At 47.0% G+C, this 15,780-nt stretch carries 15 protein-coding genes; 2 read left to right on the top strand and 13 right to left on the bottom strand.

Annotated elements, in window-relative coordinates:
* Window positions 1-50 precede the first annotated feature (50 nt).
* The 9 genes from EHS89_RS03770 to puuE all read right to left on the bottom strand — a co-directional run bounded on the left by EHS89_RS03770 (window position 51) and on the right by puuE (window position 10,151).
* The gene (locus EHS89_RS03770) at window positions 51-2,777 is read right to left on the bottom strand and encodes an EAL domain-containing protein (RefSeq protein WP_124924756.1); all 2,727 of its coding nucleotides are present in this window, start codon (window positions 2,775-2,777) and stop codon (window positions 51-53) included.
* Window positions 2,774-3,907, bottom strand: a complete 1,134-nt coding sequence (locus EHS89_RS03765; protein ID WP_170167400.1) for a substrate-binding domain-containing protein — start codon at window positions 3,905-3,907, stop codon at window positions 2,774-2,776. Before EHS89_RS03765 ends, EHS89_RS03770 begins: the two co-directional genes overlap by 4 nt.
* Before the next feature lie 509 nt (window positions 3,908-4,416).
* Entirely contained in the window at window positions 4,417-4,839 is a 423-nt protein-coding gene (locus EHS89_RS03760; RefSeq protein ID WP_124924754.1) for a VOC family protein, read from the bottom strand.
* Between the two features lie 129 nt (window positions 4,840-4,968).
* Window positions 4,969-5,589, bottom strand: a complete 621-nt coding sequence (locus EHS89_RS03755) for a TetR/AcrR family transcriptional regulator (RefSeq protein WP_124924753.1) — start codon at window positions 5,587-5,589, stop codon at window positions 4,969-4,971.
* Window positions 5,590-5,861: 272 nt separating this feature from the next.
* Complete coding sequence (locus tag EHS89_RS03750; RefSeq protein ID WP_124924752.1) at window positions 5,862-7,040, bottom strand: urate hydroxylase PuuD; 1,179 nt, start codon at window positions 7,038-7,040, stop codon at window positions 5,862-5,864.
* 112 nt (window positions 7,041-7,152) lie between these two features.
* Window positions 7,153-7,671, bottom strand: a complete 519-nt coding sequence (locus EHS89_RS03745; protein WP_124924751.1) for an ureidoglycolate lyase — start codon at window positions 7,669-7,671, stop codon at window positions 7,153-7,155.
* 10 nt (window positions 7,672-7,681) lie between these two features.
* Window positions 7,682-8,683 carry an allantoicase gene (gene alc, locus EHS89_RS03740; protein WP_124924750.1) on the bottom strand — a complete coding sequence of 334 codons (1,002 nt, stop codon included), beginning with the start codon at window positions 8,681-8,683 and terminating at the stop codon, window positions 7,682-7,684.
* A 26-nt stretch (window positions 8,684-8,709) separates the two neighbouring features.
* Complete coding sequence (gene uraD, locus EHS89_RS03735) at window positions 8,710-9,231, bottom strand: 2-oxo-4-hydroxy-4-carboxy-5-ureidoimidazoline decarboxylase (RefSeq protein WP_124924749.1); 522 nt, start codon at window positions 9,229-9,231, stop codon at window positions 8,710-8,712.
* On the bottom strand, window positions 9,231-10,151 hold the full coding sequence (puuE, locus tag EHS89_RS03730) for an allantoinase PuuE (protein WP_124924748.1): 921 nt from the start codon (window positions 10,149-10,151) through the stop codon (window positions 9,231-9,233). The genes uraD and puuE overlap by 1 nt, the downstream gene beginning before the upstream one ends.
* A 305-nt stretch (window positions 10,152-10,456) precedes the next feature.
* On the opposite strand from puuE, the gene uraH reads away from it, so the two are divergent.
* Window positions 10,457-10,813: a hydroxyisourate hydrolase gene (gene uraH / locus EHS89_RS03725; protein WP_124924747.1), complete on the top strand. Its 357-nt coding sequence runs from the start codon at window positions 10,457-10,459 to the stop codon at window positions 10,811-10,813.
* An 88-nt stretch (window positions 10,814-10,901) separates the two neighbouring features.
* Here the strand turns inward: uraH and EHS89_RS03720 are convergent, their stop codons facing one another.
* Window positions 10,902-11,522 carry a LysE family translocator gene (locus tag EHS89_RS03720; protein ID WP_124924746.1) on the bottom strand — a complete coding sequence of 207 codons (621 nt, stop codon included), beginning with the start codon at window positions 11,520-11,522 and terminating at the stop codon, window positions 10,902-10,904.
* Window positions 11,523-11,694: 172 nt separating this feature from the next.
* On the bottom strand, window positions 11,695-13,143 hold the full coding sequence (locus EHS89_RS03715; RefSeq protein WP_124924745.1) for an NCS2 family permease: 1,449 nt from the start codon (window positions 13,141-13,143) through the stop codon (window positions 11,695-11,697).
* Window positions 13,144-13,580: 437 nt separating this feature from the next.
* Here EHS89_RS03715 and EHS89_RS03710 point away from each other — a divergent pair, with 437 nt between their 5' ends.
* Complete coding sequence (locus EHS89_RS03710) at window positions 13,581-14,309, top strand: GntR family transcriptional regulator (protein WP_124924744.1); 729 nt, start codon at window positions 13,581-13,583, stop codon at window positions 14,307-14,309.
* 74 nt (window positions 14,310-14,383) lie between these two features.
* On the opposite strand, the gene EHS89_RS03705 is transcribed toward EHS89_RS03710, so the two are convergent.
* Both EHS89_RS03705 and EHS89_RS03700 read right to left on the bottom strand, forming a co-directional pair.
* Complete coding sequence (locus tag EHS89_RS03705) at window positions 14,384-15,382, bottom strand: HlyD family type I secretion periplasmic adaptor subunit (protein WP_124924743.1); 999 nt, start codon at window positions 15,380-15,382, stop codon at window positions 14,384-14,386.
* A complete protein-coding gene (locus EHS89_RS03700) occupies window positions 15,357-15,710 on the bottom strand; it encodes a biotin/lipoyl-binding protein (protein WP_124924742.1) in 354 nt (117 codons plus the stop codon). The genes EHS89_RS03705 and EHS89_RS03700 overlap by 26 nt, the downstream gene beginning before the upstream one ends.
* Between the last annotated feature and the right edge of the window lie 70 nt (window positions 15,711-15,780).

Raw genomic sequence — 15,780 nt, 5'->3', positions numbered from 1 at the left:
GCGAAGCAATCAAACAGATAGTAGATTGCGGTTATTCTATCCCTCAGGTCTTAAATCGATAGGGGAGAAACTTCTACTGTTCTTTCAGTAACCCAGGTTTCAAACTCGCCTGCCGGTATCGGCTTAGAAAACAGAAAGCCCTGAGCGTAATCACAGCCCCAGGCTCTCAACAAATCATACTGTTGGGTTGTTTCAACCCCTTCAGCGATGACTTGTATTCCCAGCTTGTGCGCCATCATTATGATGGACTCACACAGCGCTGCTCCGTCAGCATCATTCTCAAGGTTCTTAACGAAAGACTGATCAATCTTTAGATAGTCGATATCGAATTTTTTTAGGTAGGCTAATGACGAATAGCCTGTTCCGAAATCGTCCAGCGCCACCTCCATACCGGCGTCACTGAGTAAAAATAGTTTGCTGGAAATAATCGGATTGCTATCCATCAGTAATCCTTCGGTCATTTCTACTACTATCGCATTGCCCGGCAGACCTTGTTGGTGAAGAAAATCAAACCACTCATACATGCAGTTACCTTCATAGCGGAACTGGGCGGGTGACTTATTTACGCTGATCTGAAAATCGCTCTGGAATGATTCGCGCCATGATTTCACTTGCCATGCTGCTTGCCTGAATACCCAGTTACCAATATCAATGATTAACCCGTTTTCTTCTGCGACAGGAATAAACACAGCCGGGCTGATGAAGCCTCGGGATGGATGTTGCCAGCGAAGCAGTGCTTCTGCTTTATGAACTGAATTATCAATCAGGCTCACTATTGGTTGGTAGAATACAGTCAGTTGATTGTCGGCAAGCGCGGTGCGTAAGTCGTTGGCCAGAGCTATTTTATTCTGAACAGAATCTTGCATTGCTGGTGTAAAGTAATTTCTACGGTTGCGGCCTTGCTCCTTGGCTGTATACATGGCTTGATTAGCACATTGAATCAATGTCTCTGCAGTATTTGCATCGCCCGGATAGAAGGCGACACCAATACTGCTGGAAAGGTAAATTTCTTCCTTACCCTGCTTAAAGGGTTTAGCCATTTCCGATAATAAATTCTTCGTTATTTCTTCAACACTGTTTATATGTTTCAGGTTGTTAAGAAATACAGCAAATTCATCTCCTCCTATGCGTGCTACTGAGCTTGAATTTAACATACAGTGCTGTATTCGTTTGGCTGAACCTTTGATCAGCAGGTCTCCTGTATCACGGCCTTTACTGTCATTAATTTCCTTAAAGTGATCGAGATTAATATATAAAACAGCACTCAATAGGTCTGGATTCTGGGCTTTTTCAATGTCCTGCTCGACACGATCGAGGAACATTCGTCGATTAGGTAATCCAGTCAGAGCATCAAAATTTGCCTGACGCCAGATCAGTGCCTCAGACTCTTTCTCTTTGGTGATATCTGTCGCGATACCACCTATAGCATAAGGCTGGTCATGATCATCAAGAATAGGGAATTTACTGACCAAAAAAGTGCGGGAGCCTTTTTCTGTATTAATCGGGATCTCATATTGAACCGGGAGTAAATTGCTTAAAATCTGTTGATCCCATTGCCTCACTTTTGCAATCTGCTCACTGTTCCAGAAGTCTGAATCCAGGCCGCCGACCATCTGCTCAGGATTTAGATTTACTAACTTGGCCATCTGTTTACTGACCAGGTGATATCTATGCTCTGTATCTTTTATAAATATGAGGTCTGGCGAGTTATCAACAATACTGGATAGTTGTTTATCATGCTCACGGATACGCAGTAGCATCTTTTCGATTGCGTGGCCGACTCGGATAAATTCATTAAAACGTCCACCTATATAGGGCGGTGGCGCTCCGCTCTCCGGGATATGTTCAGCATAACTGGTTAATTGATGTAATGAACTTGTGATCAGATAACGGAGGATCAGCATGGTTGCGATACTCAGCATTACAACCAACGTGGTGGCGAAGTAAAGGTTGTCCGTATAAGCGTCTTGCAGAGCTAAGGATGCTCGGTTGGGTAGGAGCGAACGTACTGCATACACATTGCTGCTGCCTATGTGCAGGTAATGTTCCCTTAAAATATTATTTTCGGTGGTGAGTACGCCAGATTCCATCGAGATGGGTGAACGCAACCGTTGTAACTGTCCTGGCTGGCTTTCCATACTATCGAGGATATCTTCACTGTTGCTCAGTGATATAGCCAGAGAACCGAAGAGCTCCTGAAACTGATTAATGATCCAATAGTTATTATTTAACAATACATAGGTATGTAATTTACCGATCACTTGTCCGAATTGTTCATCGACGACTGGTAAAGTCAGGCGTAATAAATTAAATCGCCTACCTTCAAATTCGGTCTGTGTGCTTGTCCAGGTTGAGAGGGGGCTGTAGTTTTTGCTGAGCTTCGCCAGAGGAAGTTTCAGGTTTAACATGCTGGCATTGGTGGTAACAATGCTGGAGCCGTCGATATCCTCCACAACAATAGCATCGATGTGTTGGCCGCTCACATCGGAGAGTAGCTTTTGTACAACTTGAGAAATGTTGTCAGGATCGTTTTTATTTAACCCCTGGTGCACTTCATAGGTGTTGCTTAACTCCTGACTGATCTGTTCGATATTCTTAAATTGAGCCTTTATCAGGCTGTTAAGGGCACGTTGATCGCGCTCATAGGCAAGCTTGATCTCATGCTGAAGTGCTTCTTCTGCACCATTGAAAGCCGGGATCAGAAGTATTGTTGAGGCAATGGTCAGTAAGGCGAGTACCAGAGATAGAATAACCGTTGAGAAGCGCGTTGTTTTCACTGGTTAGCCTCCAGCGGTATGTTGCTGAGCCGGAATGCTTGCCGTTTTAACTGGTTTATATCAGCCTGTAATTGATCCTTGGTTAGCAGTTTTATATCACCCGAAAATATGTGTGGAATGTGTTCTGATTGGCTTTGCTGGTCCAGCTTAATCGCTTCAGCCATGGCGATGCCATTATCGTCATTGATACGCATTACAGTAACATCCAGTCCCTTCTGCTGAAGTTCGATCAGTTCTGCTTCACCCCCACCCCATCCATTGAGTAACACATCAAGTCGGTTTGTCTCCCTTAAAGCCTGCAGTGCACCAAGCGCGACATCCGTTGAGTTGGCAAAAATCATTTTCAGATCAGGGTGTTGTTGCAATGTACGCAGAGTGGCCTGATAAGCTTTGTCGCGGTTCCCTTGGGTATAATATGCGGCAACTTGTGTAATGTCGGGGTGTTTTGCTGCTTCATTAGCGAAGGTGTCCCCGCGCATCTGACTGACATAACCGGGAGAGAAGTAGAGCATCAGATACTTACCCTTATGATCAATCTTATTTAACATCCACTCTGCCATTAGTCTGGTACCTTGAGCATGGTCGAAGCCGACATACAGAAAAGGGGGATGAGTTTGCCAGCGCAGCAGTGGTGTCGTGATATTTTGCAAGATCAGTTTTGGTGTTCCCCGCGCCAATATTCGCTCGATCATTCTGCTTTGAGGTGCGGTGTCCAGGGTGAAAACAAGGTAATCCGGTTGCCAGGCCAACGCTTCAGATAACTGCTGGCTTTGAAGAGCTGAATCAACGGAAGGTCGGGAGAAAAATGATTTTAATTCATAAGGTGTCCGGGTGTTTCGCATTCGGTGTTCGAAAGAATTCTGGCTCCTGCGCCAGTAGTCTGACGTTTGCAGGCCTGGGTAGATAATCGCGATGCGAGTCGGGCGCTTGAGTGACTTTGTGATGGGGGTTGCAGGTGCGCGAACTATCTCAGCAAACTTACCCATAATACTGTTTTGTTCTGGGTGCTGATCAATGTAAGTGTTGATGCGGATATAATCTTCAGCAGCATAAGCCATTGAGCTATGCAGTGCTGTAATAATCACTGAAAATATCACAGCTAGTAACTTGTTCCATGAAAACCGTGCCATGAACACTAATCTCCCTTTAGTTTTCATCCAGTTTATTCAGTGGGCGGTGTTTCCCACTATGAATTACAGATTAGTACAGGCAGATAGTTTTTTAATCCTAGAGTCCCCATTTTGAGGATAGCCTGAAGGGGCGGGCGTTTATTTCATTAGCGATAAAAGAGTGGGGCAGAAAAGGTATTTACTGAATATAGTTCAGCTTTAGACGCAATTATCATTTTTTCCAATACTATTCATCAGCAATGATTCATCAGTGAAAATTACGAATGTTAGAGATGGGCTATAGAATCGGGAGAGTCAGAACAGACTGAACCCATAGAGAAGGCGGTTTCACTTTGTACCACTATGAGTTAACCCTATTATTCTAATGAATCTTCGGTTTTGGCAATGTGTGGTTAAAGTGATGCACGATTTATTGCACCCTGATGTAGCCCTTTGGCACAGACCGGACTATAAGATTGAACGGTCTGTTAGACCGATTCCGACTGTGTATTCACCTGGTAATTGTATTTTCAATAGTCGTAAAAACGTATTTCAAGAACATTGCCGTCTGGGTCATTAAAATAGGTTGAGCGTACAGCTTGACCCTGAGCCCCGAAAACATCCTCCCCACCTGGTGTAAGTTTAACACCACGAGTTTCAAGCCGAGCAATGATAGAATCGTATTCTTTATGGCTCATTGACAGGCATATATGATTTATAGGAAACCCACCAATGCCTTCACCGGCTCCTGTAAAATTCTGAACAAGCGGCAGTAATTTGTCATGCTCCATTATGTCAAAAATAGTTTTCTCATTAATGCGTACGCTAGGAAAGCGTGCTTTACCCTCTGAAAACTCTTTTTCTCGAACCGGTTCAAATCCTAGAGTATTTACATAAAATTCTAGAGAGCGTTCGGCTTTCTTTACCCAAATTACCGCATGATCTATATTCACGAGCCTCTCCTTTTAAACTAAGCTCACACTAGGAAGGATAGACTCCATAACGGCTAAATACTAAAAGGAACTTCCGCTTTTGGCATGGAGCAGAGATAGCCTAAATGATTCATTAGCCAAATAAAAAAATTATGCGGGCCTTGGTGCGCGAACGTTACAGCCTTTCAGTACCAGCTGAACAATCAGTTCGGCGGCGGCATCATAATCGTCCTGTTCCATCTTTTCCTTGCCGGTGACCCGGGAGATCTGCCAGTCGAAATCGGCATAGGTCTGGGTGGATGCCCAGATAGTGAAGAGCAGGTGGTGGGAATCGACTTTGTCCATCAGGCCACGTTCGATCCATGATTCAATTTTAGCGCTGCTCTGTTGCGTCTGTTCCATCATCTGCGCTGCAATATCTTCGGGCAGATGCGGGGCGCCGTGCATGATCTCACTGGCGAATACCTTCGATGCGTAAGGATACTGTTGGGAAATGCGGATCTTGGCGCGAATGTACTGTTCCAGTGCGGTGACCGGATCATCATTTTCATAAAAGGGTGTGGCGGCGTGCAACAGAGGCTCAATGACGCTTTCGAGCACGCTACGGTATAGGTTCTCTTTGGTCTTGAAGTAGTAGTAAACATTGGCTTTAGGCAGGCCGGCAAGTTTGGCAATATCGACTGTCTTCGTCGCAGCGTAACCTTGTTCGGCAAATGTTTTACTGGCAGCCTGAATGATCAGCTCCCGGTTACGTTCCCTGATTCTGGCCATTGAGTTGTTCTGCTCCCGGATTGGCGGACTTAGGTTGCTGGCTGGGCTCTCTGATTCAGAGCTTTCTGACTTACAAGTCATCTTCCGAAATATGGTAGCACCCGGTATGGCGTTTACTCAAGATGAATTCAGGCCTGAGTGACTTGTTATATAAGGCTATGGCGTAAATAGAACAGTCGCTACAGTTTGCTCACGTAATAAAAAAGCCCTGCTTAAAAGTTATTTTAAACAGGGCTTTGTATAGCGTGAAATACTGTTGTTAAAACGTCAGATCAGTGTATCGGTGCACCTTTGGAGATCCAGGTAGCTACGATATCCCGCTCCTGTTGAGTCATCTGAGTGATGTTTCCCAGTGGCATTGCCTGAGTGGCAATCGATTGTGCGTGAATCTGAGGTGACAGTGTTTTCATCTGTTCAGGCTTGTCCAGAATAATGCCGGCCGGAGCGGTACTGAAACCTGCGTAACTCGGGGTTGCAGAATGGCAAACCGTACAGCGTTCACTGATCACCTGCTCAACCTGCTCAAAGCTGACCTGCTGAGTTTCGCTCTGCAACGTTTTCTGCGGTGCTACGACAAAGGCCAGGGCGATCATGCCGAAGGCTGTTGCTGGCAGAGTCCAGGCGTATTTCTGGGACTGATGACGGGTATTGAAGTAATGGCGTGCTAATACGCTCAGTACCCCCAGTGCTGCCAGTACGGCCCAGTTGTATTCGTGACCATAAGTACTCGGGAAGTGGTTGCTGATCATAATGAACAGCACTGGCAGAGTGAAGTAGTTGTTATGGCGTGAACGCAGCAAGCCTTTGGCTGGCAATGCCGGATCTGGCTCTTTGCCTGCTTCGATCGCACCGACAAGTGCGCGCTGGGCCGGCATAATGACGCGGAATACGTTACCCACCATGATAGTGCCGATGATTGCGCCGACATGGATAAAGGCGCCACGGCCGCTGTATACCTGAGAGAAGCCCCAGGCTGCGACGATCAGCAGAACGAACAGTATCGCAGCCAGTAGCGCTGGCTTTTTACCCAGTGCAGAGTCACACAGCGTGGTGTAAATAAACCAGGCGGCAATCAGGCTACCAATACTGATAGCGATAGCTACGCCAGAGCTCATGTCCGAGCCTGGTGCAACCAGATACAGTTGCGCATTGAGGTAGTAAACAACGGCTAACAGGAAGAAACCGGTCAGAAAGGTCGCGTAAGCTTCCCACTTAAACCAATGCAATGTTTCGGGCATTTTCGGCGGTGCCAGTTTGTATTTCTCCAGATGGTAGATGCCACCACCGTGGATCGCCCACAAGTCGCCGGACAGGCCTTCGCGGGGCTTACTCCGGTCCAGATGGTTTTCCAGCCAGTTAAAATAAAAGGACGCGCCGATCCAGGCGATGCCTGCGATCATATGGGCCCAGCGAACCGCGAGGTTCAACCATTCAGTAATATGCGGATCCATTGTTTACTCCTCATAGATATTTGACCTTATATAGTCAGCAAAAGGTCAACGCTATTATTTTTATAAGTTCTAATTCGGTGTTATTTCTTTGCCCGATGAGCTCAGGGCATAATTATTCTGCCGCCTCAAGGTAAATCTCGGTTGTGTCAGCGAAGTAATGCTCATCACAATTATTGCCTTCGCCTTCCCGGTCTACGACCAGAAAGTCGTCTTCAGCAACACAGCTCAGTACCGGGTGGTGCCAGACGCCTGGGTGATAGTTCACCCCCTGAGTCCCGTCAGTAATAAAGGCGCGAATAGCTGTCTGATCCGGGACATCTCCCGGTTCTGCTACCAGTAGCAGAAACGGGTTTTGTTTCATTGGAATAAATGCCTGGCTACCAAAAGGATGGCGTTCCAGCAGTTTGATACGCAGTGGTATTGTTAGCCCCTGCGCACGAAAAATACTGATAATTGCCCGGTCATCTGGTTTTCCTAATATGACTTCGCCCAAACGATGAAAACGCTTAGTAGAACCGTTATTGATCATGAAAAAATCACGATCACCGGTTTCTATCACATCGCCATAAGGGGCAAATGCTTCTGCGGTCAGGGGTTCTGGCCGAAGAATCTGCCTGGTTAGTTCAGTCATCAGAGCCACCTCAGTCGGTTTTCTTGTTTGAGATGTTGCCGAACAAACGTAAACGGCTCACGCCACCATCAGGGAAAATGTTCAGACGGACATGGGTAATCGGACCGATGTTATTAATCTGCTCGGCAAACTCATGCTCCTGATGCATTTCCAGCTTTTGTGCGGGTAGTAGCTCTTTCCAGAACAGACTTTGTGTTTCGATCTGCTCATCGGTACCGCCCTTAACATAGGCCGCCTGAATAGAGCAGCTGTCAGGGTAGTTACCTTTAAAGTGCAGGGTGTCGACCACAATTCGGCTAATCTCACCGGGATGACCCAAAGCGACAATAACCCAGTCGTTACCCGGGGTGCGGCGGCGGGCTGTTTCCCAGCCATCTCCCATGTTGATGCCGCGGCCCGGATTCAGGATGTTGCTCATGGTACCGAAGTGTTCATCGCTACAAGCGAGGGCTCGACCGCCGCTCAATGATGCTACAAGGTCGATCTCCTGATCGTTGCCAATCTCTGACCAGTCCAGATAAGGGATACCGTAAACTTTCAGACGAGCGACACCGCCATCCGGGAAAATATTAAAACGGATATGGGTCCATGGTCGGTCGTCATTAATGGCATGCAGGTGCTGGCTATCTCCTTTCAGGCTGACAGCACTCAGCAGTTCGGTCCACTCGGCCGTATCAGTCGGGTCACCTTCAGGGCAGAAGCATGCTTCCAGTGATGCGGATGGCGGGAAGTTACCGGTAAAGAAAGAGGTATCGATATCCACGCCTTTGATAACACCTGGTACACCCAGCTTAATGACAGTGAAGTCATAGCCTTCGAAACGCTTGCGGCGGGATTCCCATCCGTCCATCCATTTGCCGTTATCGTCGAAGACGCCTTCTTTCCATACCGGAGCTTGCGGTTGTAGCATGCGATCAACTGCAGCAAACCAGTCGTCAGTTACATAGATCGCCTTACTTCCAAGACGGGCATCGGCCAGGTTGATATGTTTTAGAAATGTTGTTGTGCTCATTATTGTTTTCTCACCTAGCTGATGGGTTACATGATTTCCAGACGGAACCGGGCAATTTTATTAATCTCCTGCAGTGCGCAGGCAAATTCTTGTTCCGGACTGTTATGAATACGGTCTTCAAATGCCGCCAGTATCAGATGACGGTTACTGCCTTTGACAGCCATGATGAAGGGGAATTTGAATTTAGCTTTATAGGCATCGTTCAGTTCGGTAAAGCGGGCGAACTCTTCTGAGGTGCAATCGCTGATACCTGCGCCCGCCTGCTCGGAGGTAGATGACTCTGTCAGTTCTCCGGCTACCGCCGCTTTACCGGCAAGATCCGGGTGGGCATTTATCAGGTCCAGTTGGGCCTGTTTGTCTGCTTGCAGCAGAATATTAGCCATACGTTGCTGTAGGCGGTCGATCTCGTTGTGGCTGCTATCGATACCCAGGTCATAGGCTTGTTCGGCAACCCAGGCTGAATGCTCATAGATATCACCGAAGTTGCTGACAAACTTTTCACGGCTCATCTGGCTTGGGGTGCAGCTTTGAAAGTAAGCCTTGCTCATTATGCGGTCTCCGGGTTGTAAGGATGGTTTTCGTGCCAATGCTTAGCGATGTCGATACGGCGACTAAACCAGACCTGATCATGGCTTTTAACGTAACGAATAAAGCGTTCCAGCGCGGCGATACGAGCGGGACGTCCCAGCAGACGACAGTGCATACCGATGGATAACATCTTCGGTGCATCTGCACCTTCTTCATACAGGGTGTCGAAACTGTCTTTAAGATACTGGTAGAACTGTTCGCCACTGTTGAAACCTTGTTGTGTGGCAAAACGCATATCATTGGTATCCAGGGTATATGGGATGACCAGATGCCCTTTACCTTTATTGTCGACCCAGTAGGGCAGGTCATCGTCGTAGGCATCGGAGTCATACATGAAGCCGCCTTCTTCCATCACCAGATTGCGGGTGTTAGGGCTATTTCGACCGGTATACCAACCCTGAGGACGTTCGCCGGTAACCCGGGTGATGATCTCTATAGCGCGATTCAGGTGATCTCGTTCTTCTACTTCATTGGTGTATTGATAGTCGATCCAGCGGTAGCCGTGGCTACAGATCTCGTGGCCGGCTTCCTTCATTGCACGGGCAACGTCAGGGTGGCGTTCTACCGCCATTGCTACGGCAAAGATTGTTAGCGGGATATCATATTTACTGAAAAGTTTTAGTAAACGCCATACACCCGCCCGGCTGCCATATTCGTAACATGATTCCATGCTCATGTTACGTACACCGGGAAGCGCCTGGGCGCCGGGCATCTCTGACAGAAACGCTTCGGATTCATTATCGCCATGTAAGATGCAGCGCTCACCACCCTCTTCATAATTCAGTACGAAGGATATAGCTATACGGGCCTGACCAGGCCAGCGGGGGTGGGGTGGGTTGTTGCCGTATCCGATCAGGTCGCGTGGATATTCATTGCTCACGGGTCGACTCCTCAAAGATGCTGAATGACATTAGTTTAGTTATCAATCTAAACTGGTATTCATTAATTGTATACAATAATCGCTAATAATATCAATTAATAAATTGTCTCAGGAGTCAGGAATCGGCTTTTTTACGGGCTCTAATTATTCTTACACGCCGTTATTCAAGGGTTTAAGCAGGTTTCTATAATCGATTTCAAATTGTGCAATGTATTATGTATACAATTACTTGTGATTTTGTTGTTTTGTTGGTGTTGGTTGTTCTATAGTGTAGTTATCTGAAAATAAGAGAGGATTAAGGATCTATGGGTTATCTGACTACGCATGTACTGGATTCAGCTCATGGCTGCCCAGGTAGTGAAATTCCGGTAGCACTGTACCGTATTGGTAATGAGGGTAGCCGCGAGCTAATTAATCACGCAACCACTAATAATGATGGCCGTTGTGATCAGCCGGTACTTGAGGGCGAAGGCTTTATAAAAGGTGTGTACGAATTGATATTTAGTGTCGGTGATTATTATCGTCGACGGGGCGTTGAGCTGCCCGAGCCTGCTTTTTTAGATGAAGTGGTATTGCGTTTTGGTATTGCTGATGAGGCTGAACATTATCATGTGCCGTTGCTGATTTCGCCTTACAGTTACTCTACATACAGGGGCAGTTAATTCTTTCTTCTGATAACAGCTTCGGGCATTAGCCTAAAATTTTATATTAGCCGTTGGGGAAACCCAGCGGCTTTTTTGTAACTGAAAGCTAGCGTAAAAATACCGCGGTGCCGGCGCTGACAAAGAGGCCGGCGCTAAGGCGATTAAAGCGCTGCATGTTTCGTTGTTTTTGCAATGCCGGCGCCAGTAGGCGGGCAGAACTGCCATAGGTCAGTTTGCAGAACAGATCCAGTACACACCAACTGGCAGACATGACAATTAACTGAGAGATCAGTGAGCTTTGCGGGTCGATAAACTGAGGCAGAAAAGCGATAAAGAACAGTATGTCTTTTGGGTTACTGATGCCCAGTAAAAAAGCCCGGGAGAACATGCTCCTGAAAGTCGGGCTGACAGGTTGTTCCGTTTTGTTTGTTGATACTTTGTTTCTGGCTTCCATCCAGGCCTGGTAGCCCAGCCAGATCAGATAGACAGCACCACAATAGCGAATCAGGCTAAAGATTTGCTCCGATGCCAGTAGCAGAGCGCCAAGGCCGGTTGCAGAAGCAATAAGCAGAATCAGTGATGCGCTAACCCCCCCCAGAAATGCTGGACTGCTGCGAACAATGCCATGATTAAGACTGTTAGTTACCATCAGTAATGACAACGGCCCTGGAATCAGGATCACCAACAGGGAGGCGGAACAGAACAGAAGCCAGGTTTCTAATGACATATATTTATCTCAAATTAGCGGGCTATTTAGCGAGCGCTAGTGTTGTTATCAAATACAAAAAGCCTTCCCGCAGGAAGGCTTTTGAGGTTTTTCTATTTCAGCTTAATAAAGAAGCCCTTAAAGTTTAGGTTCTAAGGGCAGATTGTAAGGTGTGGATTTTAAGGTGAAAGCCTTACGGCAGGAAGATAAACTTCGCAACAAAGAGTGCGGTCAGCACCCAGACACCGTTAGAGATCTGAGATGATTTACCCGTAAATAGCTTCAATGCAGTGTAAGTAATGAAACCTACCGCAATACCATTTGCAATAGAGAAGGTCAGGGGCATCATGATGGTCGTCATGATCGCCGGAGCAAACTCGGTCATGTCTTCCCAGTCAATTGCAGCCAGTGAACCCATCATCAGCATGGCGACATAGATCAGTGCGCCATCCACAGCAAAGCCAGGCAGCATCTGCGCCAGTGGCAGCAAGAACAGACCCAGCAGGAACATCAGACCGATAACAACCGCCGTCAGACCCGTACGGCCACCAACAGATACACCGGCAGCAGACTCTACATAAGAGGTTACCGGTGGGCAACCGAAAGCAGTACCCAGAACAGAAGAGATGGAGTCAGCTTTCAGAGATTTGCTCAGGCCCTCGATCTTACCGTTTTCATCCTGCAAGTTGGCCCGTTGAGCAACGCCCATCAGGGTGCCGGCCGTATCAAAGATATTTACAAACAAGAAGGTAATGATGACCGGGATCAGAGCTACATCAAGGGCGCCCATAAGGTCCAGTTTCATGTAAATAGGTTCGATCGCTGCAAAATCAGGCACCGCTACCAGACCGCCTTCAGGCCAGGATACGAAACCTGAAGCCGGCGCCCAATCGACGCTGACGGCGAAAAATTCATATGGCAGTACTGCAGACATCAGAAATGCGATAGCAGTGGTCAGGCCGATGCCGATGATCACGGAACCAAACACCCGGCGGTAGCTCAGGATCGCAATCAGCAGGAAGCTTAACAGGCCTAGTGCAGGCGCTTCAGGACCAAACTTACCGAAGCCGAAGTGAGTCAGATCGGCCAGAGCAACCACATTGTCCGGGTTAGGTACGATCAGGCCGGTGAAACGCAGACCGATAAAACCCAGAAACAAACCCACACCGGCAGTCATTGCCAGACGCAGGCTTAATGGAATGCTATCCAGCATCCACTCACGCAGTCGGGTGACACTCATCAGGACAAACAGACAGCCTGACCAGAATACCGCCCCCAGTGCGATCTCCCAGCTGTAGTTCATCTCTAGTACTACGGTGAATGTGAAGAACGCGTTCAGGCCCATGCCCGGAGCAAGTCCGATTGGCCAGTTGGCATACAGGCCCATGAAGATACAAGCAATCGCGGCACCGATACAGGTGGCCAGGAACAGGCCATCAAATGGCATACCTGTTTTAGACATGATGATCGGGTTAAGGAACATGATGTAAGACATGGTGACGAATGTTGTCAGGCCGGCAATCATCTCAGTTTTTATGCTGGTTTTATGTGCACTGAGTTTGAAAAAACGGTCCAGAAATCCGGTGGTACTTGACTGCGGAGAGTTATCTGCCGCTAGTGGTTCTTGTTGTATGCTTTCCACAACTGTTACTCCTGGTGGGGTTGTATGGCCCCGTCTTATTTTTATGTATGGCCCCTTTAGGGAAGGGATAGGTATCGTTGTGTTTCACTCCATGGAAACAGGCACTGTCCAATAAGATTGTGCTTAGAACCATAATAGAATTGTATACAAAAAAATCAACCCGCGGGTCAGGTTTTTTCGTTGTGTGAAATTGAAAAATGATCAAGATGGTTGTTTAACTAGGGAATAATCGTCGGAGAAAGAATGTGGGTAAGCGAGTAGTTACGGCGAATTTACGGGTATAAAACTGTTGTGAGTCATGGCTTTGTGCGGCTCAGGCTGTGTACAAAATAAAACCTTTTATGTACCATTTATGAAGATCTACCAGTGGTTTTTGTAACTGGTATTGTTTATCCATGACCGGATATATGTGCTCACTAGCTGCAGCTGAGGCTTTAATGAACCAGACACTCGACTCCATCAAAACTGACAAGAAGCGCGGCAGTAAAAAAACCCAGGATGATATTGTTTATGCGCATATTTTTGATGCCATTCTGGAGCAGCGTCTGGCGCCGGGAACAAAGCTGAACGAAGAATCCCTGGGTGAGATTTTTGGTGTTAGCCGTACCATCATTCGACGTGCGCTTTCCCGTTTGGGCCATGAGCAGGTTGTTGTGCTACGCCCTAACCGGGGGGCGGTGGTTGCCAGCCCGACTATAGAAGAAGCCCGGCAGATAGTCTTTGCCCGTCGTGTAGTTGAAAAAGCAGTCACTGAACTGGTGTGTGAAAATGCTGAATCCACCCAGGTTGATAAACTAAAGAAACTGGTCGAAGAAGAGCAGGCCTGTTTTTCCCGTGGTGATAGGGGCGCAGGTATACGTTTATCCGGTGAGTTTCATCTGTTGATGGCTGAAATGGCCAACAATCCACCGCTACTTAGTTTTCAGCGCAGCCTGGTATCGCTTTGCTCACTGATCATTGCGCAATATGAAAGCGGTGCTAAATCTCATTGTTCTTATGATGAACACTATGAACTGATTGAGGCGATCCGTAAGCGGGATAAGAATAAAGCGGTTAGGTTGATGATGCACCACCTGGACCATATCGAAGATAAACTGAGTCTGGATGATGAAAATGCATCGGATGATCTCAAAGCGGTGTTTTCGGGTCTCTTAAGTGGCAAATAGTTGAATGATCAATAAACGCGGCTTTCTGAGATCGGTTTTATCCGACTCGCACGCTTAGGGAGAGTAATTTCTGGCTATCTTTCCCTTATAGCTTCATCTTTATAGCGTAACAATGGTGAAATAAAGAAGTCGAGGAGTTGTCGTCGACCGGTCTTGATCTCTACAGACGCAACCAACCCTGGTGACAACTGTATCTCTTTCCCCTCAATCTCCAGTGTTTGTTTATTTAGCTCAAATGTGGCCTTGTACACTGGGCCATAACTTTCATGAATAATGGCATCGTGACTCAGGGTTTTAAGCTTGCCGTGGGTTATGCCATAACGCGTAAATGGGAAGGCTTCAAATTTAACCTCAGCCTCCTGACCTGTTTTTACAAAACCAATATCTTTATTCTGGATAAATGCTTCAATCTCCAGAGGCATATTATCGGGAATAATAGTGAGTAACTTTTGTGCGCTATTAACAACAGCGCCAACAGTATGAACCTGAAGCTGATGGACTTTGCCGGTGACCGGGGCGTACAGCTTTGAGTGATTATAAATCTGCTGCTCCTTCTTAATATCTTGCTTTAAAGCTGCGATAGAACGCAGAGACTGTTGCAATAAGGATGAAGCTGATTGGTGGTAGGATGCTTGAGTTTCAGTCTGCTTTGCTTCAAGCATTCTGATCGAAGCGGATGCCTGTTTTCTGGCTTCTATAGCACTATCCAGAGCAGCTTCATAATCGAACATCTGTAACCGCAGATTGTTTACATCATTTCGTGAAACAACACTCTTTTTGAGCAAAGACTGATTTGCTAATAGTTGCTCCCGTATAATCGGGATCGCATTGCGAAACCGGGTTTCTGATATTTTCGAGGAATTCAGAGTAGCCTGATTTTGTGATATTTCTGATTTGATTGCTGCCAGAGTAGCCCGGTGTTTATTCAGTGTATCCTGTAGGACCAGTAGGGTAGCCCTGAAATCATCAGAGTTATGGGAAGGGGATAGTTTAAAGGCTGTTTCCGGGGTATCGCTCAGTAGCGCTTCTGCCATTAGCATATCCAGCTCAGACTGTTGCAGTTGCTGTTGCAAGCTTGATGTCGCTACCGGAAGGGTCCAATTGTATTAGTAACTCGCCCTTCCTCACCTGCTGGCCATCTTCAACGTTGATCGCTCTAACGACTGCTGTTTCAAGAGGCTGTACTATTTTGATCTTACCCGCCGGAATGGTTGTACCCTGAGCGGTACTGATAACATCGATTGAGCCATACCAGGCCCAGATTACAGTAAGCACAAAGAACAGAGAGATGATGACTGCTAGTATTCTGCCAAACGGGGCTGGCGGACTTTCGACAACCTCTAACGCTGCCGGTAGAAATTCAAGTTCAAACGCACGTTTACTTTGTTGGCTAATAATCATATATTCCCTTATCAAGTTAAGTTATCTGATCCATAGATAACTGAGTAAAAAGGATTTTTACTGTAATTGG

Source organism: Amphritea balenae, from assembly GCF_003858655.1.
GTDB lineage: Bacteria > Pseudomonadota > Gammaproteobacteria > Pseudomonadales > Balneatricaceae > Amphritea > Amphritea balenae.
The sequence above is the reverse complement of the archived record's forward strand: the minus strand, read 5'-3'. Positions and strand labels throughout refer to the sequence as shown.